The 20,386-nt window shown below is 54.7% G+C and carries 21 protein-coding genes; 2 read left to right on the top strand and 19 right to left on the bottom strand.

Annotated features, from left to right (window positions below; translation table 11 throughout):
- Positions 1-104: 104 nt before the first annotated feature.
- From M0R70_05175 to htpG, 16 genes are all read right to left on the bottom strand, one after another.
- Positions 105-1,313, bottom strand: a complete 1,209-nt coding sequence (locus tag M0R70_05175) for a glycosyl transferase (GenBank protein ID MCK9418757.1) — start codon at positions 1,311-1,313, stop codon at positions 105-107.
- A 14-nt stretch (positions 1,314-1,327) separates the two neighbouring features.
- Complete coding sequence (locus M0R70_05170) at positions 1,328-2,032, bottom strand: hypothetical protein (protein ID MCK9418756.1); 705 nt, start codon at positions 2,030-2,032, stop codon at positions 1,328-1,330.
- 17 nt (positions 2,033-2,049) lie between these two features.
- Positions 2,050-3,309 carry a glycosyl transferase family 2 gene (locus tag M0R70_05165; protein ID MCK9418755.1) on the bottom strand — a complete coding sequence of 420 codons (1,260 nt, stop codon included), beginning with the start codon at positions 3,307-3,309 and terminating at the stop codon, positions 2,050-2,052.
- 8 nt (positions 3,310-3,317) lie between these two features.
- A complete protein-coding gene (locus M0R70_05160; GenBank protein MCK9418754.1) occupies positions 3,318-4,691 on the bottom strand; it encodes a glycerate kinase in 1,374 nt (457 codons plus the stop codon).
- On the bottom strand, positions 4,688-5,506 hold the full coding sequence (locus M0R70_05155; GenBank protein ID MCK9418753.1) for an HAD-IIB family hydrolase: 819 nt from the start codon (positions 5,504-5,506) through the stop codon (positions 4,688-4,690). The genes M0R70_05160 and M0R70_05155 overlap by 4 nt, the downstream gene beginning before the upstream one ends.
- Positions 5,503-6,516, bottom strand: a complete 1,014-nt coding sequence (locus M0R70_05150; protein MCK9418752.1) for a sodium:calcium antiporter — start codon at positions 6,514-6,516, stop codon at positions 5,503-5,505. The genes M0R70_05155 and M0R70_05150 overlap by 4 nt, the downstream gene beginning before the upstream one ends.
- Positions 6,517-6,857: 341 nt before the next feature.
- Positions 6,858-8,801 (bottom strand): 1,4-alpha-glucan branching protein GlgB, encoded by a 1,944-nt coding sequence (gene glgB / locus M0R70_05145; GenBank protein MCK9418751.1) that lies wholly within the window; start codon positions 8,799-8,801, stop codon positions 6,858-6,860.
- A gap of 72 nt (positions 8,802-8,873) precedes the next feature.
- Positions 8,874-9,266, bottom strand: a complete 393-nt coding sequence (locus tag M0R70_05140) for a LapA family protein (protein MCK9418750.1) — start codon at positions 9,264-9,266, stop codon at positions 8,874-8,876.
- A 135-nt stretch (positions 9,267-9,401) separates the two neighbouring features.
- Positions 9,402-9,758 carry a hypothetical protein gene (locus M0R70_05135; protein MCK9418749.1) on the bottom strand — a complete coding sequence of 119 codons (357 nt, stop codon included), beginning with the start codon at positions 9,756-9,758 and terminating at the stop codon, positions 9,402-9,404.
- Positions 9,759-9,889: 131 nt separating this feature from the next.
- Positions 9,890-10,198 (bottom strand): hypothetical protein, encoded by a 309-nt coding sequence (locus M0R70_05130; GenBank protein ID MCK9418748.1) that lies wholly within the window; start codon positions 10,196-10,198, stop codon positions 9,890-9,892.
- A gap of 102 nt (positions 10,199-10,300) precedes the next feature.
- Positions 10,301-10,978, bottom strand: a complete 678-nt coding sequence (locus M0R70_05125) for a hypothetical protein (protein MCK9418747.1) — start codon at positions 10,976-10,978, stop codon at positions 10,301-10,303.
- 182 nt (positions 10,979-11,160) lie between these two features.
- On the bottom strand, positions 11,161-11,478 hold the full coding sequence (locus M0R70_05120; GenBank protein MCK9418746.1) for a DUF4388 domain-containing protein: 318 nt from the start codon (positions 11,476-11,478) through the stop codon (positions 11,161-11,163).
- 134 nt (positions 11,479-11,612) lie between these two features.
- Positions 11,613-12,236 (bottom strand): nitroreductase family protein, encoded by a 624-nt coding sequence (locus M0R70_05115; protein ID MCK9418745.1) that lies wholly within the window; start codon positions 12,234-12,236, stop codon positions 11,613-11,615.
- A 197-nt stretch (positions 12,237-12,433) separates the two neighbouring features.
- Positions 12,434-13,345, bottom strand: a complete 912-nt coding sequence (locus tag M0R70_05110; GenBank protein MCK9418744.1) for a hypothetical protein — start codon at positions 13,343-13,345, stop codon at positions 12,434-12,436.
- Between the two features lie 55 nt (positions 13,346-13,400).
- Positions 13,401-14,579, bottom strand: a complete 1,179-nt coding sequence (locus tag M0R70_05105; GenBank protein MCK9418743.1) for an aldo/keto reductase — start codon at positions 14,577-14,579, stop codon at positions 13,401-13,403.
- A 72-nt stretch (positions 14,580-14,651) separates the two neighbouring features.
- On the bottom strand, positions 14,652-16,568 hold the full coding sequence (htpG, locus tag M0R70_05100) for a molecular chaperone HtpG (protein ID MCK9418742.1): 1,917 nt from the start codon (positions 16,566-16,568) through the stop codon (positions 14,652-14,654).
- A 362-nt stretch (positions 16,569-16,930) separates the two neighbouring features.
- On the opposite strand from htpG, the gene M0R70_05095 reads away from it, so the two are divergent.
- The gene (locus M0R70_05095) at positions 16,931-17,077 is read left to right on the top strand and encodes a hypothetical protein (GenBank protein MCK9418741.1); all 147 of its coding nucleotides are present in this window, start codon (positions 16,931-16,933) and stop codon (positions 17,075-17,077) included.
- 132 nt (positions 17,078-17,209) lie between these two features.
- The gene (gene msrB / locus M0R70_05090) at positions 17,210-17,773 is read left to right on the top strand and encodes a peptide-methionine (R)-S-oxide reductase MsrB (protein ID MCK9418740.1); all 564 of its coding nucleotides are present in this window, start codon (positions 17,210-17,212) and stop codon (positions 17,771-17,773) included.
- A gap of 15 nt (positions 17,774-17,788) precedes the next feature.
- Here the strand turns inward: msrB and M0R70_05085 are convergent, their stop codons facing one another.
- From M0R70_05085 to M0R70_05075, 3 genes are all read right to left on the bottom strand, one after another.
- Positions 17,789-19,090, bottom strand: a complete 1,302-nt coding sequence (locus M0R70_05085) for a pyridoxal phosphate-dependent aminotransferase (protein MCK9418739.1) — start codon at positions 19,088-19,090, stop codon at positions 17,789-17,791.
- Positions 19,091-19,240: 150 nt separating this feature from the next.
- Positions 19,241-20,032 (bottom strand): HD domain-containing protein, encoded by a 792-nt coding sequence (locus tag M0R70_05080; protein MCK9418738.1) that lies wholly within the window; start codon positions 20,030-20,032, stop codon positions 19,241-19,243.
- 148 nt (positions 20,033-20,180) lie between these two features.
- Positions 20,181-20,386, bottom strand: a 206-nt coding sequence (locus tag M0R70_05075; protein ID MCK9418737.1) for a hypothetical protein, incomplete at its 5' end; no start/stop codon positions are given.

Genomic DNA, 20,386 nt, shown 5'->3' with positions numbered 1-20,386 from the left:
AACACTTTCCCGACAGTGAAGAAGGAGCCGGAGACGAGGAAGAAGATGTAGGATTGAGGTTTCTCCCGGCCGGTGCTCGCAGTACCAACCGCAAAGCTACGCTCCTATGCATTATCCATATTCACGGCTTTTTTCACCATATCAAGAATGCCCGGGATGGCCGATGTCACCCGGTTCCAGTTCGGAATAAGCGGCGTACCCATGGGGTTCTCCATGAACATCTTTGAGGCCTGCGTGATCGCGCGGGTAAAGGCTTCAACCGCCTTCGCTTCCGCATGCCGGTCGAATTCCAGGCCATTGATCGCCGCATCGGCCTCATATTTCATGATGGTATCCTCGGCGCTCCTCAGATAGGCCACCGAAAGGGATTTAAAAAAGCCTTCCGAGAACACAACCCCTTCCGAAGCCAGGGTTCTGAAAATAGACTTGCAGATGTCAACGGTCATCTTCATCAGGCCCTTTTCCGCGTCATCCGGCGAGAGATCCTGATGTTTATGTTCGTAGGTCTCGGCAATATCCACCTGGCAGACCCTTCGCGGAGAATAGTTTCGGTAGACTTCAGCAAGCGAGCCGACTTCCAGCCCCCAGTCCCAGGGGATCCTGTTCACCCGCGCCAAATCCGTCGTCATCGAGAATTCCCCGGAGAGTGAATACCGGAAGCTGTCAAGAAACATGAGAAACCCGTGTGGACCGATGAGCTGCTGGATGGAACGGATGATCGGTGTCATCAGAAGCCGAGTTACCCGGCCGTGCATTTTGTTCGTCACCCTGCTGTAGTAACCCTTGCAGAACACATAGTCCAGGTTGGGATTTACCACCGGGTAGCAAAGCCGGGCCAGCATCTCCCGGTTGTAATTGACGATATCGCAGTCATGGAGTGCGATGACATCCGACAGCCCGCGGGCAAGCACGTAACCGTAGGCCAGCCATGCGGAGCGTCCTTTGCCGCGCTGTCCTACGTCAAGGCCGTTCCGAGAGAGGGTTTCATATATTTCAGTGATCCGTTTGCCGTCATTGTGGATGATCTTGACATCGGCAGATATCGGCGACAGAAACTCCCGCACCCGGAGAAACTCTTTTTCCGAAGCCTTGTCGAGGACCAGAACGATCTCCTTCAGGTAATTCACCTTGGCGAGTTCCTTGACGATCCCAGGCATGGCCGGACCCTCGAACTCGGAATAGAGTGACGGCAGTACCAGGGCGATCGGCCGGGTCTTTGAAAAACCATGAAGGTCCGTCTCCATGCGCTCGAGCGATGGGTTGCCGAGCTTGTGCAGCGTGGTAATGATCCCTGTCTGATAAAAATCGGTCATGGGCCTTCCTCCGGTCAGATATGCTCGATATCATCCTTTGCTTCTTCCGCGCGCTTTTCCACGGTCTCCCGCTCGATCATTCGTTTTGCCGCATCGATCCCCCCCACACCGAAGGAGATGGAGAGTGCCAGCACGATCCCGCCGAAGATGATCGAGAAGGCGGCGAGAACGATACCCGGCGCGACCTGGAGCTGTTCCAGCACCATGGCCAGGATCAGGACCGTCAACAGGATCCGTATCGCTTCGGCAAGCAGCCTGGCGTAGTGATACCCGCTGTTCACCGCGGTTATCAGCACCGCCCTGCTGACGAAGCCGGTAAGCGCATAACCGACAAGCAGGATCAGGATCGCGGAAAAAGCACGGGGCAGATACATGAAGAACTGCGATACCAGGCTGTCGATCGCCTGGACCTTGAGCGCGCTCATACCCATCATCAGCGCAACGATGATCATGATCCAGTACAAGATCGAGCCAAGGGCGAGAGACGGCTTGGCCCACAGATCGCCCTTGCGCATGAGCGTTGTCACGCCCATCCGGTCGGACCAGCTGTCGAATTTGATTGCTGTCAGGAACCTCACGAGGATCGCACGCAGCACACGGGCAACGAAAATACCGATGATCAGGATGACCAGCATGGCCAGCAGGTTCGGCAGGAATTGCTTGATCGTGTGAAACACGTCCCGTAATGGTTCAAGTATCAGGTCCAGAAAATCCGTCATAGGGCACCTCCCAAAGATTATTTCCAGCTTGCTGTCAGATATTCCTTGCAGCTCTCAAACTCCTGGCAGAGTTTTTCGATCTCGGCCTCTGCCTCCTCCTGACCCATCTGCTCCACCTCGAGAATGAACGACGCGGTCTTCCCAAGGTAGAGGGGCGTCAGGGACTTGATCAGATGTTCGATTGGCAATTTTTTGTTGTGGAAGGCGATGGCATAATCGTAAATGACCCGCGTCCAGAGCGCGAGGGGGAAGCGAAACTCCCCGTCCCTCAATGTGCCGAGTCTTTCCACTTCCCGGAAATCGCCGGTCCCGAGAATATCGAGCCACAGGTCATGAAGATTATTGAGGCCCTCCCGGAACAAATTCAGCATCCTGCCGGTATTCACCTTGACCTGTTCGAGCCCGACCGAGTATTCAAAACCAAAGGCCGTTACCGCTTCAGACCCGCGGATCGGTTTCCAGACGTCATGATACGTTTCCATAAGTCCGAATGTTGCGCCAACCACCTGATAGAGCATCGCGCTCAGATCAGCGCCGGGGTCCTTGGCATCGTGGATTTTGGCGCCGAGAAACGATTGGGTGACCTTGAACTGGTTCGCGATCGCTGTTGTGGTCATCCAGATGTCGATGCCGAACCGTGCAACATCGGTTTGCCAGACATCCTTGGTGAGGTAAAATTTTGCAAGCTTGCCCGAGAAGCCGAAGTCCCCGCCGATGGGCTGGCGCACACGTTTTCCATAGAGCGCGCGGGTGAGCGGGTAGACGATGCTGTTCGTGATGGTGCCATCATACTTATGCCGGTGGTACAGGGGGGCGATATAATCGAATCCGTCCTCAAGTACCGGCTTGACAAGGAGTTCGATCCACTCGGGCGTAATGCTCCTCAGGTCGGAATCGACGACAACGCATGCCTTCGCGTCCAGCGCTTCGGCGACCTCAAAGATCGTGCGGAAGGCGCTTCCCTTGCCGGGAAGTCCGGAATAGGGGGTTGCGATCTTGAACAGGGGCTCCACCCGGTGGTGCAGAAGGATCGAGGTATAATTCTCGATTGACGTGTTTCGCACCACGTCGAGTGTGCTGTCCATTGAACCGCCATCGGAATTGACCAGCACGCTCTTCCGGTCAGGGAAATACTTTGCCAGCCCGGCCTGGACCGCTCGGACGACATGGCCGATTGTCCGGGCGTTGTTGAAGCTCGGAATGCCTACGACGATATCGGCCTGCTGTATCTTCTCGAGCTGCTCCTGAACTTCTTTTCTGAAGGCAACGGTTTTCATCGTCCGGATCACGCTCCCTTTTTTGCCAATTCCTTCTCAGAATCGCCGCTTTTTTCAAGTAGCATGATCTGGAGGTCCATGACATTCGTTCCCGTGGGTCCTGTTATGACATGGCTCTTGTTACCTGACAACGCGTCGAAGCGCTGGAAGAACAGGTACGAGTCATTATAGTCGAGACAGCGGACAGGGTCTATGCCTAAAGCACGCGCATGTGATGCGGTGCTCCCGTCAACGATGGCGCCTGCGGCATCGGTCGGTCCGTCGGTGCCATCGGTGCCAGCCGACAGCAGGGACACCCCGGTTAGCCCCTCGATCTTCAGGGCAAAGGCCAGTGCAAGCTCCTGGTTCCTGCCGCCCTTCCCCGGACCCTTCACGGTCACCGTGGTCTCGCCGCCGGAGAGAAGACATCGCCTCTCTCCCGGTCTCAGCGCATCGTGCGCGCGAAGCGCGGCCGTTGCCAGAAAACGGGCGGCATCACGCGACTCTCCCTGGAGTTCCCCGGTAATGACCTCCGGTGAAAAGCCGAGTTGCCGGGCCTTCTCTTTTGCAGCGGAAAGGGCCAGGGTAATCCCGCCGATAATCACATTTCTGGTCTTATGAAGACACGAGTCACCGCTTTTCACGGTCTCAAGCTCCTGGTCTTTCATTCCCCGCTCCAGAAATGACAGCACGCGTATTGGTATTTTCTCCTTCAGCCCGTATTTATCGATCACCACCATTGCATCGGCAAAGGTCGTACTGTCCCGGGTGGTCGGGCCCGAAGCGATCACGTCGAGCCGGTCGCCGATAACGTCGGACAGGACCATCGTCACCACCTGTGCCGGGCATGCCGCTTTCGCGAACCGTCCTCCCTTGACCGCGGAAAGATGTTTCCGCACGGCATTCAGCTCTTCGATGGAAGCGCCTGTCTTCAGGAGCAGTGAGGTCACTTCCTGTTTATCGTTCAGCGTCAAGCCGTTCATCGGCGCGACGAGCAGCGCGGAAGCGCCGCCGGACAAGAGACAGATGACGAGGGTCTTCTCATTGGCAGCCCGCACCAGCTCCACGATCCTCTTTGTGCCCTCCACGCCTGCTTCGTTGGGAATGGGATGGGCGGCTTCCACCTGCGTGATGATCTTGAGCGGGGCAGTATGGCCCTCCTTTACGACGATGAGTCCCTCGGTAATCCGGTCACCGAGTGCGTCTTCAATCGCCAAAGCCATGCGCGCCGTGGCCTTCCCGGCCCCGACTACCAGGACACGGTCAAAGGTATCGAGTTCGTACGCCGCACCTGCGGCGTGCAAACAGGTATTCTCGAATGTTATGCTCCTGGTCACCGCAAGGTACGGGTCAACGGCGGCAAGCGCGGCATTGAAGATGTCGAGAAGGTGGCGGTTTTTCATCGCATTATCCCTGATCCCGTTCCCATTAATTTATGCACAGCCTCGTTCCATCCCGCAGGGCCTATTTTTTTGGTGCGATAGAGACCGGGAATATCGATCCTCGGATCGTGACTCCCGTCCTTTCTGCGGACCAGGACCGGATGATCAACGGCCAGAAGAAAAGGAAGATCGTTCAGGCTGTCGCCGAGTCCGACGATACTGAGCGGTCCCTTCGCCCGCTCATAAAGCGTACGCAGAAGAGCAACCGCCTTGCCCTTGTGATGATTTCCCATAAGGTGAAACAAGCGGCCCTGAGTCCACCTCAGGCCGGAGGCCTCGATTGCCTGCAGTACGCGTTCGTCCGTTGCGCCGGGAAATACGAAGGGTTCTCCATATTCCCGCTGTTTCGCCAGAACTGCTTCGTCGAGCGAAAGGCCGGTCAGCGCCGCGACCCCGGCCGGGGTCATATCCCCGAAACCGGTTAGCGGTATCTGCAGCGTATCGCGGAGGCGGATGAACTGTTCGCGGACACCGGCGTAGGGCATCCCGAGGGAAATGACCCGGTACCCGCTGCGTGTCTTGCCTTCCAGGGGGAACGGGAAGTAGCCCTCGGGAATGAAAATGCCGCCGCCGTTTTCAGCAATGAAGGGATGGCGATTTTCAAGCCGATCCCGCCAGACTTCCAGCTCCGCTCGCGTCTTGCTGGAGCAGAGTATCAGCGGCACCCCGCACTCCCGGATCAGTTTCAGTGCCGGTCTGGCCGCGTCGAAGGAGTACGTCGTCGGATGGAGAAGGGTCCCATCCAGATCGGTAATAATGATTATATTCGGCATCATCCTGTTTCCCGCAACGCATACTGAAAATAAATATTGATGACATATGCGAAGATCAGCGCCAAAGCGTCCCATCCAATGCGAAGGAAAGCCTTCTTCTCGAGTCGGAAGGTAAGACTCACCATGGCGATCCCCGTCATGATCACCGCCATAAGGCCGGTGACAGCGTGGGTCTGCGATACATGGGACAGGAGAGGACCTTTTGCATAAACGAGATCGTCGATTGCAAGAATGAAGATGTTGAAGAGGTTGCTTCCGAACAGGTTTGCAATGGCCATATCAGCAGCGCCGATCCTGAGCGCGGCGATTGACACGACCAGTTCGGGAAGCGACGTGGTCATCGCGATGAACGTCGTACCAATAAAACTCCTGCCGAGACCGGTCTCCACGGCAAGCCGGTTTCCGAGAAACGGGAGCCATGCGGCCGCGCCGACGATGATAAGGGCGTTTATAGCATATTTGAACGCCGTTTCCCGTGTCGTCATATGATCATATCGGGCGGCCTCCGAGATCTCACCAACGAAGGTCGCGATCTTTTTCTTTTCGAACAGGAAGACGCTTCTTATACCGACACCATAGATCACGAGGATCGCAGGCGTATACAGGCCTATATGGCCAAACGACGGGATAAGTTCGCCGGCCAGGAGCGACACGGAAGTAAGACCGATCAGGACCACGCCGAAACCCGCCGAGAGGATATGTCCGTGCTCCACCCTGGAAAAAATCGGGGTGGGACCGTGAAGCATATCCATGAGTGATATGATCGCCAGGTTGAAGACACAACTGCCCATGATATCTCCGAGGGCAATGTCGGGGGTGTCGGCAATGGTGACGGAGCTGATCCCGGTGATCAGCTCAGGCAATGATGTTACACTGGCCATAAGAATGAGGCCGACCCATGCCCGGCCAAGCCCCGTCTTTTCGGCGATCACGTCCCCGTATCGGGACAATTTGGTACCGCAATACACGATCACTGCGGAGCACAAAATAAACTGAAGCCACAAAAGGAGCATCAGATCGCCATCCCTTCAGTCTGCCATGATCTTCTATAAATTAAAAAAGGCCAGCAGAAACATTCGAAATGTTTTTCTCTGGCCATCTTTCCCGTCAGGTTTTCACCAGGTCGGGCGCGTCAGTCCGCATTATAATAGTTGATTGATGATAAGCGATCTGCAATCTTTCACGGCGGTTTCACCGGTATCACCATACTATTCAGTATACCGAAGGCTTTAATAAAAGTAAACCCCGATAGTTGAAAAAAAGGGGGTGGGGAACATACTCACTGCCGGATTCACCTAGGGTCGCAAGTCCGAGACCTCCCCAGTATTGTCCCCGATATCCCACGCGCCCGGCCTCACCCTTTTCCCCCTTCCCTTTTAAAGACAACCATACCCAGCGGCGGTAGGGTGATAGAAAGAGAATCATATTTTCCGTGCATAGGCACGGGTGTTGCCTCGACACCGCCGAAATTGCCCTGCCCGCTTCCGCCGTACTCGGGGGAATCGCTGTTCAATATCTCGCGCCAGTATCCGCCCGTGGGCACCCCGAGCCGGTAGTTTTGGCGCGGCACGGGCGTCAGATTGCAGACCACGAGGAGCACCTCTTCGGGTGCTTTCCCTTTTCGGAAATAGCTCACGATGCTCTGCTCCCAGTCGCTGATGTCGTCCCACTCAAAACCGGTATTCACGAAGTCGAGATCATAGAGCGCGGGCTCGTGGCGATACAGGATGTTCAGGTGTTTCATCCAGGTCTGGAGCGCCTGATGGGGAGGATACTGCAGCAGGTGCCAGTCAAGGCTCCTATCATGGTCCCACTCGTCCCACTGGCCGAACTCGGCGCCCATGAACAGGAGCTTTTTACCCGGGTGGGTATACATATATCCGAGGAGCAGCCGCATGTTGGCGAACTTCTGCCAGGCGTCACCCGGCATCTTGTTCATGAGGGAGCCTTTGCCGTGCACCACTTCGTCATGGGACAGGGAGAGCATGAAGTTCTCGAAAAAGGCGTACCAGATGCTGAAGGTCAGCTGATTGTGATGGTATTTCCGGAACACGGGATCAAGCGAAAAATACGCGAGGGTGTCGTGCATCCAGCCCATATTCCACTTCATCCCGAACCCGAGTCCGCCCACATACACCGGTTGCGACACCATGGGCCAGGCCGTGGATTCCTCGGCAATGGTCTGGACGTCGGGATACCTGCGATAGACCTCTTCGTTCAGCCGCCTGAGGAAAGTGATGGCCTCAAGGTTCTCATTGCCGCCGAACTGGTTGGGGATCCACTCTCCCTCCTTGCGCGAGTAGTCGAGGTAGAGCATGGACGCGACCGCATCGATCCTGATGCCGTCAATATGGTATTTCTCCAGCCAGAACAGGGCGCTGCTCACCAGAAAGGCGCGGACCTCGTGCCTGCCGTAATTAAAAATGTAGCTCTTCCAGTCCGGATGAAAACCCTTTTGCGGGTCCGCGTGCTCATAGAGATGGGTCCCGTCAAAGTAGGCAAGACCATGCTCGTCGCTCGGAAAGTGCGACGGCACCCAGTCGAGGATCACGCCGATCCCGTTCTGATGCAAGTGGTCCACGAGATACATGAAGTCCTGCGGGCTGCCATACCGGCTCGATGGAGCGAAATAACCCGTGGTCTGATACCCCCAGGACCCGTAGAACGGGTGCTCCATCACCGGCATGAACTGCACATGGGTAAAGCCCATTTCCTTCACGTAGACCGCGAGGGAGTCCGCCATTTCCCGGTAGGTGAGAAAGCCGTTGTCCCGCTCCAGGGACCGCCTCCACGAACCCAGGTGAACTTCGTAGACCGAAAAGGGGACGTTCAGGTCATTTGCGCGGCGCCGGTCCTTCATCCAGGCGTCGTCGCCCCACTGGTATGCAAGGTCGCAGACAATGGAAGCCGTTCTCGGCGGCGCCTCCCAGCAGAAGGCAAAAGGATCCCCCTTGTCGGCGCGATAACCCGCATGGCGCGAGATGACGTGATATTTATAGAATGCCCCTGCTTCGATACCCGGGATGAACCCTTCCCAGATGCCGGACCCGTCCCAGCGCGCACTCAACAGATGGGATTCCTTGTTCCAATCGTTGAACTCTCCAATGACCGAAACCCGCTCCGCCTCGGGCGCCCAGACCGCGAAGAGCGTGCCCTTCAAGGTATTGTGGACCAACGGATGCGCTCCGAGCTTGTCATAGAGGCTGAAGTGGTTCCCTTCCTTAAACAGGTAGATGTCGTGTTCCGTCAGGAGGCTTATCCCGGGGACGACGCCTGCGGGTCGTATTGACGCCGGCATTGTTTCTTTTTTTGTTGCTTTCTTTTTTACCATGGTGTCTCCCGGTGAAGTGCGCGCTGCGGATACTCTGTGTCATGGCCGTTGCCTGCCATCCGACGGCCCTTGTTCGATGGATCTTCTCTTTTTGATCGATCTCCTGAAGCGCCAGAAAGAAACCGTCGCACCTCCGATCAGCATGCCGATGAGCACGCAAAGAAGTATGATAACGGCGAGTGACGCCTCAAATTTCCACGATAGAAAGGAAACGACGACGGGCGCCGCGTTTTGTACTGAAAAGAGGACCATTACGGCTGCCACTGCAATTACAAAAACGAGCGTAATCATGCATTCTCCCTTCTCTTCCTTCTCATGAGGGCCGTGATCAAGAAAAGTCCAACTGTCATAAGCCTGCGCCAAAAGAATGAATCGGGCGTGGTCCGGCAATAACACGTTCGATGGCGCTGCGGTGATCAGGCGGGTGTTCATGAGAGTCGACCGCATCGATCTGCAGGGAACGTCCGTCAATGCGCATGAAAAGGGCGGGTGCCCCGGGTACTTTTTGAGATCCCGGGCGCCTGCAATGTGAAACGGGTATGGTCATTGATGCAAAGAGCGGCGGATTTATCGTTTGACGGTTTTTTTTGCGACCGTGGTTTTTTCCCCTGATTCGAGAGCTTTGATCTGCGCCTCGAGTTTCTTCAGCCGGGAGACGATGTTCCTTGCTTTCGCGTCGAGCGACGGATTTTTTGTCCGGGCGCCCATGAGCACATATACCCGGGCGCCAAGATCAGAGAACCCCTGGTGGACCTTTGTCTTGAGCGTAAAAAGCTTATACTGAAGTTTTCCCTCGTCGCTGAGCTCGCCGACTTTCTTTTGGGCAACGATCGCGCCTTTTTTTAAGGCCACCATGCCTTTTCCTATGCCTATTTGCAGGTCCTTCTTGATCGTTTCCCATTTCATGCCTTCAAAATAGCTCATCCCATCCTCCTTGTGGAAAGACCTTCAAGTGCGTGATGTTATTATACCATATGCCGGAGCCGTTAAAATAAAAAAGCGGGATGGCCGATCGGCCATCCCGCTTTTTAACGGATCACTATTGTACCGCTGAACTACCTGCCCATCGGACCACCTGGGCCACCCATTCCACGCTGCTGTTTCATATCCCCCCGCATCTCCATCATCTCTGCCCGGTGTTTTTCCCTGCAGGTCCTGATGTCGTCGTGGTTCGTTGCCGCCTGTATGCAATTCTTTGCCTCTTGAAGGCTGGTCATCCGCCCATCGAGCATCTTCAGAATATCACTCTTCCTCTGGTCAAAATTCGGTGGCGGTGCATTCTGCGGCTGGCCGCCATCAGCCGCGAATGCCGATACCGCTAATACCAGAGACAATGCTACTGCTGCGATCAAGGCTCTTTTCATAATTCTTCCTCCTCCTCATGGTTTTTTTATCAGTGCAACGCTGTATGGTAAGACACCATGAAGGTGAAAAGGTTAAAACAGTATTTTCATAAAAAAGATCGATCAGTTTTTCGTCTTCACAGCCTGCAGGAACGAGTCGTTCTTCAGAAGAGCGTAGATCACATCGATGCAGGCGTTACTCAGGGCCTCATTATAGTTGTCGGCATTATAGGATCTGCCCCAGCGATTGGAACTGACCGCGGTCATTCCTTCCCAGAGCACGTCGCCAGTCTTTGACCTTATCCGTACCTTCAAACCGATATCCGCCTTGTAAGCCGACTCTTCGGTCACGTAAAATTTGACGACATCGGCCTCGAGCGACAAAGTGCCCCCGTCTTTGACGACAGCGATGTCAAATTCCGAAAGAATTTTTCCGAATCTGTCGGTTAACCATGCGGCGACATTGTCCCGGGTGGTTACGTAGCGTATCTTGCCGAAAGATTTGGTCTCGACATTTTTACCGATCTCAGAAGGCCTCTTTCTCAGATCATTGAATGGTTTTATGGTGAATGTCGCCTTTTGAAAGGCCGTCAGATCGATCGCATCCAGGGCACTGATCGTTTCCGTCGGCTTCCAGACAAGCGGGATATTGAGCAGGCTGGAACCGGCATACGCATTTTCGGCGTCAGTGATTTGCGGAACAGCCTTCGGAACATCCTGCGTTTCGCCGATCGAAATCGTGGTCATGCCCTGCAAACCTGTCAGTAATAGTACCATGAAGAACAGTTGGACGATTCTCATCCTATTGACTCCTTTCCGCAAGAGAGAATAAACGCGGCGGGTAACCTGGTTCACCGGCGTATTAACGTACAGTGCGCTCACGCGGGGATACCTCTTCGCCCGGAGAAGTGCGGGATGGCGGCACGATCCGTTCTGAGAACGGCCGGCACCTGATCGCAGCATTGCCGGAAAAAAACAGTGCCCTACGTTACCTTGACCTTCTTGTTCAGCTGTCTGATCTTTGCCAGGATCTCTTTTGTCGAGGGGAGGTCCGCGGGAGGCTTGTCCGGCGCCGTTATCCCCTCAAAGAACGTGGCGCTATAGAGATTGTAATAGTCGAGGATGTCGAGACAGTCATTGCCTATGGCTGTTCCATACCGGAGGTGATATATCTGTCCTTCCTTGAAATACATCCGGAGGATGTCCTCGCTGGTTTCGCGGATATTGACATAGAGTGCGCCGTTCTTTCGTGCCGTAAGAATATCCTGGATAACGTCCGCGAATAACTGCTCCTGTTCCATTGGTCACCTCCGATAACGCGTAAGACCGGACCTCCGGCCGATTTTTGTTGATCGTGCAGCAAAGAAAGATATCAGAAACGGGTACAATTCTCGATAGTCGTCATGGATGGATCAGCAAGGGGGCAATACACTATTCAACGCAACGAGCGCACCTTCATCTCCACCGGCTGTTTCAGCGGTCCGCCGCCGACCCGTGCGGGATGGCCCACGGGGACCACGGCCATGAACTCGCCTTCGGGCTCGCCAAGGAAGCGGAGCACTTCGTCCTTGATAAGATAGAGCACGCCGAGCCAGACCGTGCCGAGGCCGAGGGAGGCGGCGGCGAGCAGGATGTTCTCGACCGCAGCGGCCGAACTCTGGACCTCCATGGTCCGGAAGAAGTCGTGGGCCGTCTCCTTTTCCACCTTGAAGAGCTCGGTCCCGTGTTTGATGAGTTCTCCCGTGTTCGCCACGGCGATGACCACCGGCGCCGACACGATGCTCTTCGCTCCCATTCGCAGGAGTGCCGCGGCCGGCCGGGGAAAGGCCGCCGACTGCGCGGTCACGAGCTGCGCCAATTCCTGCTTCTTCCCGTCCCGGAGGATGATGAACCGCCATGCCTGCCGGTTGTGGGCCGACGGCGCCGCGTTTGCCGCATGCAACAGGACCTTGATCTCTTCATCGTTCACGTCGTCCCTGGTGAAGGTCCTGACGCTGTGGCGGTCCTTGATCGTTCTGAGGGTCTCATTACGAAAAAAAACGGAATCATCGGGCAGCATGATGTGCCTCCGTATCATTGCGATATAGCGTGAACATATCAGACATGGTCTTTGAAGTCAAGCTTGACCGCATCAAAAGGGGGAGAGAAGGGGTCATGCACAGGGAACAGGGAAGGTGTTCCATCGCTTTATCGCTGACGGAGGACAGGATTAACTTTAAAAAGGAGCCTTCTTGAGAATGCTGTGACCATCCCACCCTACTCTTTACTCATACGCTTTCGCAGCTGCTCGACGAGCTGCTTCGCTGCCGGACCGTCTTTGATCCTTACCGCACCAATGACGAATCGGCCAGCCTGCTCGACAAATACCTTTCCGTACAGCGGATCGATCGCTTCCAGAGAGGTCCGGCCCTTCCCGTCGGTCACGAGAGCGTCGCTTCCCGATGTTTTTAAATAGGAACGGTATTGATCAAAGGTCTTGCGAGCGGCATCCCCCGATTGCTCGGTGACGACGAAGACCTGCACCTGCTCGTTGTTCAGCAATGCATCAGCGATCAAACCCCTCCGGAAAAAATCGTACCCAAGCAGGCTTTGAGCAACATACCGTTCGCTCCTCTTCACTACGGCCGGGACAGCGAAGGCATCGAGTTCCTCAGGCCTATCCGCGGACTTCGGCAGGTTCTGCGAGATGGCTTTTGCGCAGGCGAGGAACACCTCCTGTGCAATGCTCGTCGCACCCGTGACCTGGAGTCTCACAAAGTAGCGGTCCTGGTAAAAGAACACCTGGGACGATGAGATTGTTCCCTGTACCCCGACGGCAATGTCGGCATCATCCTTTCTGCGATAATTGGCGAACATCCCGAAGGCATCGAGCAGCGAGCCCATCTTATAGACATCGGCATCCACGGCGATCTTCGGGTCCTGTTTATTCTCGTATCTCGCGTACGCGAGCTTTTCGAACCCGTAGGGAAAATAGAGCTCCGACTCTCCATTGATACGGTCGAAGAGCGTGTTCTTGTCAAAGAGGGTCACTTTCCCGTCCATGGTCCAGCCTTCGGCACAGGCGACCGCGGGCAGGGACTTTTCCATTACGATCTCCGCGCAGAATGCCGGGATTGCTGCCGAGATCATGGAGAATATAACGACAGCGATCAGTTTGGGGTAGTGCATTGATTCCCTCACAATTCAAACAGCGCAAACCGTGCTCATGGTTGTCCAACGCTCTCTATGCCAGCATTGTCCTTGCTTGCTGCATCTTTGCCGCGATGTTCAGTCCCTTTTCACAGTGCGCCACACAGACCGGACATTCAAGACATGCCATGGCCGAAGCGGTCCTGGGGACCTCGCGGTACGTGGACAGCGCGAGCTCACGGCTCTTGTACCCTTCCGCGTACATCAATGAACGGTTGATGGTGCTGATCTCCACGCCCCGGGGACACGTCCCTTCGCAGGTTCCGCAGAGATCGCAGTAGAAGCCTGCCACGGCGGCATGATATTTCCGCAGGATCTGCGCATCAGCGGTCTTGAACGGCATGCCCATGACCGCGATGTTTTCCCTGAGGTTGGCCAGGTCTTTCATTCCCGGGATCGCCATGGTGATGTTCGGGTTCTGGAGCGCCCACTTGAGGGCCGCCTGATGGGGGCTGATCGCTCCCATTGCCTCGGTCTTGTACCCGCCCGCCTGCGTCTTCATCGCGATGATGCCGATGCCGGCCTTTGCCGCCCGTTCTATCGCCGCACCAATGTTCTTGTGACTTTCAAAATTATAGGCAACCAGGGCCGTATCAAAGAACCGGTCTTTGTCGTCCACCAGGGCATTCAGCACTTCGGGCTGGTTCTTGTGCGTGGTCACACCGAAGAAACGCACCTTGCCCTGCTGTTTCAGTTTGGCGAGGGCCTCGCGGGTCTCGGGAATGAATATCCGCTCCCTGTCCGTAAGATTATGGAGCTGGATCACGTCGATATAATCGGTCTCGAGCGTCTTGAGGCTTGTCTCCACATCCCTGATAATGTCTTCCTTTGCTTTCGAGCCCGGCAGGGTCTTGGTCGCCACATACACCTTGTCACGCCTGCCTTTCAGTGCTTTGGCGACGATCTCCTCGTTCTTGCCGTCCATGTATTTTCGGGCCGTGTCAACATAGTTGACGCCGTTGTCAAAGGCGATCTTCAAGACCTCCGGCTCCGGCGTGAGCATGGCGCCAAAGCTCACGACCGAGATCTTCATTCCCGTCCTGCCAAGGGTCCGGTACACCGGCTTGGGAAAAACAAACGGTCCTGGCGCCGCAAGGTTCTGCACGGCCCCGGCAAGGGCGCTCCCTCCGAGCAGGACCGACGTGGTCCCGACCATGCCGACTTTCAAGAACGTTCTCCTGTTCATTCCTCCCGGTTTTTTTTCGTTGTCCATGGCAACCTCCTTCACCTGAAGTTTTCATTACAACCTGCGGCATAACGCCGCACGCTGTAATCGGTCGAGAACTTATTCTTTAACGGGGGTTATGTTTTCCGACATAAGTTTTGCTATGGACTTGGTAAAGGCGGCGGGGTCCTTGAGTTTCGAACCTTCGAGCAGGAGCGCCTGGTTATACAGCAGGTCGATATATTCCTTTAACACCTGTTCATTGCCGCCTTTGTCGATCAGGCTGTTCATGGCCTCGAGAACCTGGTGCGCTGGATTGATCTCCAGGATCCTCTTGTCCGACGGCACATCCTGGCCCATGGACTTGAGCAGTTTCTCCATCTGGGGATCAAGCCCGCCTTCGTCGGCAACAAGGCAGCAGGCCGAGTCCTTGAGCCTGCCGGACAGGCGCACGTCCTTCACCTCGTTCTTTAATTGCTCTTTTATGATGCCGAGCAGTTTCCCGAATTTTTCCTTCGATCGTTCCTTTTCTGCTTCGCCGGACTTGTCAAGATTGACATCGCCTTTGATGACCGATTTTATCTTCTTGCCCTTGTATTCCTTCAGGTCAAGCATGATGAAGTCATCGATATCATCGTTCATGATCATGACTTCATAGCCCTTTTCGCGGAAGGCCTCGAGGTAGGGCGATTGCAGGACATTCTCATCAGGCCTGCCGGTGATGTAATAGATTTCAGCCTGCGCGATCGGCATGTTCTTCACATAGTCGTCGAAGGTCGTATACTTTCCCGGCTCGGTCTTGGTGGAAGAAAACAGCAGGAGATCGGCGATCTGCTCCTTTTTGGAAAAATCGAAATGGATTCCTTCTTTCAGGACCCTGCCGAACTCCTTGTGGAAATCGAGATAGGCGTCATAGGTGTTCTTCTTCATGTCCCCGAGGGTGTCGAGCACTTTCCTGGTGATGTTCTTTTTGATGACCTCGACATGTTTGTTGGACTGCAGGATCTCGCGCGATACGTTCAGCGGAAGGTCCGACGAGTCGACCACGCCCTTTACAAAACGCAAATACTCGGGAATGAGCTGTTCGCAATGGTCCATGATCTGCACGCGTTTGACGTACAGGGTCGGGCCGATCTTGTAGTCCTTGTACAGGATCCCATAGGGGGCCTTCGCAGGGACATAGAGAAGCGCGGTGAACTCCGAGGTGCCCTCGGCGCGGTAATGGATGACCTTTGCCGGTTCGCCGAAGTCATGGGAGATGTGCTTGTAGAAGTCATTGTATTCCTCGGCCGTTATTTCGGACTGGTCCTTGAGCCAGATGGCCTTGCCGGCGTTCATGGTCTCTTCCTCGGAGACCTTGATCTTTTTGTTCTTGTCGGCCGGATCCTCTTTTTCCCGTTCAATGTCCATGACCACGGGATGAGCGATGTAATCGGAGTATTTTCTGATAACCTGCCTGATCTCCCATTCATCAAGGTAATTCTTGTCCTCACCCTTGAGATGAAGGACCACATCGGTGCCGGCCCGCTCCTTTTCCGCTTCGTCGATGAGGAACGAACCGTCGGCGGTGGATTCCCATTTGACCGCTTTTTTTGTTGTCTCCGTGGCTTTCCGGGTCATTACCGAGACCTTGTCGGCAACCATGAAGGATGAATAGAAACCGACGCCGAACTGCCCGATGAGCTCGGGTTTGTCCTTCAGGGCCTTGCTCTGGAGGGCCCGCAGAAAATCCTTTGAGCCCGAATGCGCGATGGTGCCGAGCTCCGCAATGACCTCGTCATGGGTCATACCGATGCCGTTGTCGCTGACCGTCAGCGTGCCTGCTGCTTTGTCCACGATGATCTTGATCTTCCATTCGCCCGTATTGGCCAGGATGTCCTTGTTCGTGAGCGATTCGAAGCGGGCCTTGTCAATGGCATCGGAGGCATTCGAGATCAGTTCCCTCAGAAAGATCTCCTTGTGAGAGTAGAGGGAGTGGATCATCAGGTCCAGAAGCTCTTTTACTTCGGTCTTAAATTCCATTTTTTCAGCGGTCATAGGGACACCTCGTGATGTGATTAAGGACATATCAACGGCTTGACGGACATGAGCCGTACCGTTCATAAGCGGCAGCGAGAAACCGCAGGGTTTTCAAGAGACTATATATACCCATACTGTTCGTTTCTGTCAAGGGCTTTGATGGAGTTTTCCGGGTAATTAATATTCAGTTGATTTTTTCAAGAAAAGGAATATAATCCTGCCGTTTTGTTCTGATGCTGCGGATCTGAACCTGCCAGGTAGCAGGAACAGGCGACAGAGCTAAAAGAAAATCATCGCTGCAGTGCGTTTTTCATCTAATTTATCTTATTTCGACAAGCGCGCGGCAGTTACTCTCATGAGAAGAAAGGGGGTGAATGAACGTGAAAAAGATCTATGCAATTATAGCAGTCCTGACCGTGGCCGCGGTTTTTGTTTTTGCCGGATGCCAGAAGCAGGAGGCGCCGAAGCCTGCGGAACAGTCGGCACCGACCTCGACGATGCCTGCAGCAACGCCTGAAGCGAAGTAGTCTCCCGGCAGACAAACCACAAAAGGCCCTCCGGCTTGTCCGGCGGGCCTTTTCTAATTTGTTTTTAGCTTCTTTCTGAACACCTCGATTCCGTCGGGTGTATAATAAGATCAGGAAAGTGAGGAGCGTGCCATGTTAAAAGAAATTCTATCAGGCGTCGTGGTCCTTCTATTAATGATGCTGGTCAGTGTGCCTGCTTATTCCGGCAGCGAACAGCCAGAGGGAAAAGCGCTGGTTACGGAGATAAAATTTATGAAACCATCTCAAGAAGAGTTAAAGCGGAAGCTGACACCTATGCAGTACACGGTGACGCAGAAGAACGGTACGGAGCCGCCATTCAATAACGAGTATCATGACAATAAACGACCCGGCATCTACGTTGATATCGTCTCCGGCGAACCTCTGTTCAGCTCGCTTGATAAGTTCGATTCAGGAACCGGCTGGCCGAGCTTCACCAAACCCCTCGAGCCGGGTAATATCGTGGAAAAAGAGGACCGGGGCTGGTTCTCTGTCCGGACCGAGGTCCGGAGCAGGAACGCCGACTCGCACGTGGGCCATGTTTTTAATGACGGCCCCAAACCGACGGGCCTGCGTTACTGCATGAATTCAGCCGCGCTCCGGTTCGTTCCCCGGGAAGACCTGGCGAAAGAGGGGTATGGAAAGTATCTGCCGCTCTTCGAGAAACAGTCTCGTTGATCTGAAGCGGAGACTCTATGCGCTTGCGAGATATTCGATGATCTTTTCGCGGACGGTCTTGAATGTCCGCTCGAACCGTGTCTCATCCGATTCGAGAAGCGTGATGCGGAACCCTTTGAGGTCGCAGCTGAACCCGGTCAGGGGGACTACGCAGATGCCGGTGGCGGCGAGAAGATAATACACGAACCGCTTGTCAAGCGCCACGCTGCTGGTTATTCGCTCGATCAGTTCTTTAACGGCTTTGTCCTTTATGGGCAGGGACTGTTTGCCGTTCAGCGCGTCTTCCTCGAACATCACCGTCATATAGAATGCGCCGTTCGTCCTGTTCACAATGGTTCCCTTGATGCCCTTGAGCAGATCGTAGGCGATGTTCGAGCGCTTCTCGTACATCTTGTTTCTCCGTTCCACATTGGCGGGATACCGCTTGTCCCCGAGGATTCGCGGTATTACCGTCTGCGGAAGGGTGGTGGAGCAGACCTCGAGCATCTTGTCGTCCAGGATGCTCTTTACGTACTTCGTGAATACCGGGTCGTTCTTCTGGTTATAGACCTCGATCCAGCCGCATCGCGAACCCGGCCACGGCAGTTCCTTCGAGATGCCCTTCATGGAGATGCCGCACACATCACCGATCACCTCGGCGAGCGGCACCGCCTTTTTCCCGTTGTAGGCCATGTTGGTATAGATCTCGTCGCAGACAATGAACAGGTCGAACTCCTTCGCGATGGCCACGATCTCCTGCAGGATCTTTTTGGGATAGACCGCGCCGGTGGGATTATCGGGGTTGATGACGAGGATCCCGGAGATCGCGGGATTATACTTCACCTTCATCCTGAGGTCGTCGACGTCGGGATACCACAGGTTCTTGGGGTCCAGATTGTAGGAAAGATATTCCGAGCCTGCATGCGACGCCTCTGCCGATGAATGCGTACTGTAGGCCGGGCTCGGCCCGATCACCCGGTATTCCTTTTTCAGTTGGCCGTAGACTTTGCCGATCGCGTCGCCGAGACCGTTGAAGAAGATGATGTCCTCTTTCGTGATCCTGACGCTGCCGTTCTTGTTCGCCAGCTCCGCCAGAAACTCTCGGGTCGCCTCAAGTCCTTTGGTCGGTGAATAGGCGTAGGTGGCGTCCTCACGCGTTGCCGCAGTCACGATGTCCTTGATCCAGTCGGGGATCTTTTCCCCCTTCTGCACCGGATCGCCGATGTTCTCCCAGATGATCTCGATGCCGAGCTTGCCGAATTCCTTGGCAACGGCCACGATCTCGCGGATCTCGTACTTCAGTTCGTCGGCGCCGATGGAAACAATATTATTTCTCATACCGTATTTTCCCGCTTTCTCATTTTCTCATTGCGCTCTGTCGGCGCTGTGGTGCAATCCGCTCCATTCCGCTGTTCTTTTTTCATATTACCAAATAACAGGGGGCTGAGTAAAGGGAATTATTGTGCAATATAAGCAGGTAATAATGTTTCAACGCGAGCGCAGTCTTCCGCTCACGTATTCCCGCATGATCTCGATCGCACCGGCGATTTCCTCGTTCCGCGGCAGCATTTCCGCGATCTTGCGAATGTAGTCCCGTTCCACAACCATCCGCAGGGAGCACGTGAAATTGAGGTCATAGAGCCAGGCCAGTTGCAGCAGCTTGAAATCGTTCAGGGTCGTGAGCGCATCCTTCCTGGCCATCTCTCCCCGGACAAGGCAGGCAAGGACTTCCGGTGAGTATTTCCCCGGCACATCGGGAAGGCCGAGCGCAACGGCCTCCGCCCTGCTCCCTTCGTCCTGCTCAAAGTATTCGATAACCACCCGCAGGATATCGAGTTTATCCGCATCGCGGATGAGCCTGGCGAAACGAAGGGATCTCTCGTCAAGTCCGCCGGGAAGAGTGAAGACATTATGCAGCGTCACCGAGCGGATAATGAGCTCCTGCTCCTGCTTCGGCAGGCCGGCCAGCACATTGTTTTCCAGGATCACCTTTGTCCCCAGGACCGCATGATTTACCGAGATACTGTCGTCGAAGGTCTTGTACTGCTGATATTGCGAGAACCTGCCGACGTCATGGAACAGGGCGATTGCCTCCGAGAGTCGCGCCTCCGGCGCGATCAGGCCCAGGTCCTCCGCGATCCTTACGGCGTTCAAACAGACCTCGTGCGTGTGATCCCGCTTTATGGCGATGTTCCGCTGGTCCAGTTCGGTCGGCAGGGAAAATGATGCGCAGTAGTCCGCAAACCAGTCCTTCAGTAAAATTAGTTCGTTTTGATCCATCGATGCCCGGCTCCGTGAGTTTGGTGATTGTACTGCAATGGCAACTGTTGAGTCAAGGAGTTCCCGGCCGGCGGGCGATTCTTTTGTAACTACTCAGATTTGCCGCAAAAGAACTCAAAGAAAAAACCTGAAACCATGTATTTCAGTTTTAATTCTCTCTGCGATCCTTGCGTTCTTTCGCGGCTAACAGATTTTGACCTGATTTGACCTGAGTAGTTACTTTCTTTTTGTAATCCCAAAATGATAATGTCCTAATTCGCCAAAATAGAAATGTCCTATTTCCAGTTACAATGCCTAACGTTAATAGGAGGGCATTGTGGCAGAAAAGGACATGATCACCATGAGCAGGGAGGA

It is taken from the genome of Nitrospirota bacterium (assembly GCA_023229435.1).
GTDB lineage: Bacteria > Nitrospirota > UBA9217 > UBA9217 > UBA9217 > JALNZF01.
Note: the sequence above shows the minus strand (reverse complement) of the source record. Positions and strands in the feature narration are given on the sequence as shown.

What these genes read in the sequence shown, in the direction of transcription:
- M0R70_05155 (MCK9418753.1), bottom strand. Translation starts at nt 5,506, where the DNA reads ATGATGCCGAATATAATCATTATTACCGATCTGGATGGGACCCTTCTC.
- M0R70_05125 (MCK9418747.1), bottom strand. Translation starts at nt 10,978, where the DNA reads ATGAGAATCGTCCAACTGTTCTTCATGGTACTATTACTGACAGGTTTG.
- M0R70_05160 (MCK9418754.1), bottom strand. Translation starts at nt 4,691, where the DNA reads ATGAAAAACCGCCACCTTCTCGACATCTTCAATGCCGCGCTTGCCGCC.
- M0R70_05170 (MCK9418756.1), bottom strand. Translation starts at nt 2,032, where the DNA reads ATGACGGATTTTCTGGACCTGATACTTGAACCATTACGGGACGTGTTT.
- M0R70_05105 (MCK9418743.1), bottom strand. Translation starts at nt 14,579, where the DNA reads ATGGACAACGAAAAAAAACCGGGAGGAATGAACAGGAGAACGTTCTTG.
- M0R70_05085 (MCK9418739.1), bottom strand. Translation starts at nt 19,090, where the DNA reads ATGAGAAATAATATTGTTTCCATCGGCGCCGACGAACTGAAGTACGAG.
- M0R70_05140 (MCK9418750.1), bottom strand. Translation starts at nt 9,266, where the DNA reads ATGAACACCCGCCTGATCACCGCAGCGCCATCGAACGTGTTATTGCCG.
- M0R70_05080 (MCK9418738.1), bottom strand. Translation starts at nt 20,032, where the DNA reads ATGGATCAAAACGAACTAATTTTACTGAAGGACTGGTTTGCGGACTAC.
- M0R70_05110 (MCK9418744.1), bottom strand. Translation starts at nt 13,345, where the DNA reads ATGCACTACCCCAAACTGATCGCTGTCGTTATATTCTCCATGATCTCG.
- M0R70_05130 (MCK9418748.1), bottom strand. Translation starts at nt 10,198, where the DNA reads ATGAAAAGAGCCTTGATCGCAGCAGTAGCATTGTCTCTGGTATTAGCG.
- M0R70_05120 (MCK9418746.1), bottom strand. Translation starts at nt 11,478, where the DNA reads ATGGAACAGGAGCAGTTATTCGCGGACGTTATCCAGGATATTCTTACG.
- M0R70_05135 (MCK9418749.1), bottom strand. Translation starts at nt 9,758, where the DNA reads ATGAGCTATTTTGAAGGCATGAAATGGGAAACGATCAAGAAGGACCTG.
- M0R70_05165 (MCK9418755.1), bottom strand. Translation starts at nt 3,309, where the DNA reads ATGAAAACCGTTGCCTTCAGAAAAGAAGTTCAGGAGCAGCTCGAGAAG.
- glgB (MCK9418751.1), bottom strand. Translation starts at nt 8,801, where the DNA reads ATGCCGGCGTCAATACGACCCGCAGGCGTCGTCCCCGGGATAAGCCTC.
- M0R70_05150 (MCK9418752.1), bottom strand. Translation starts at nt 6,516, where the DNA reads ATGCTCCTTTTGTGGCTTCAGTTTATTTTGTGCTCCGCAGTGATCGTG.
- M0R70_05115 (MCK9418745.1), bottom strand. Translation starts at nt 12,236, where the DNA reads ATGCTGCCCGATGATTCCGTTTTTTTTCGTAATGAGACCCTCAGAACG.
- M0R70_05175 (MCK9418757.1), bottom strand. Translation starts at nt 1,313, where the DNA reads ATGACCGATTTTTATCAGACAGGGATCATTACCACGCTGCACAAGCTC.
- msrB (MCK9418740.1), top strand. Translation starts at nt 17,210, where the DNA reads ATGTTAAAAGAAATTCTATCAGGCGTCGTGGTCCTTCTATTAATGATG.
- htpG (MCK9418742.1), bottom strand. Translation starts at nt 16,568, where the DNA reads ATGACCGCTGAAAAAATGGAATTTAAGACCGAAGTAAAAGAGCTTCTG.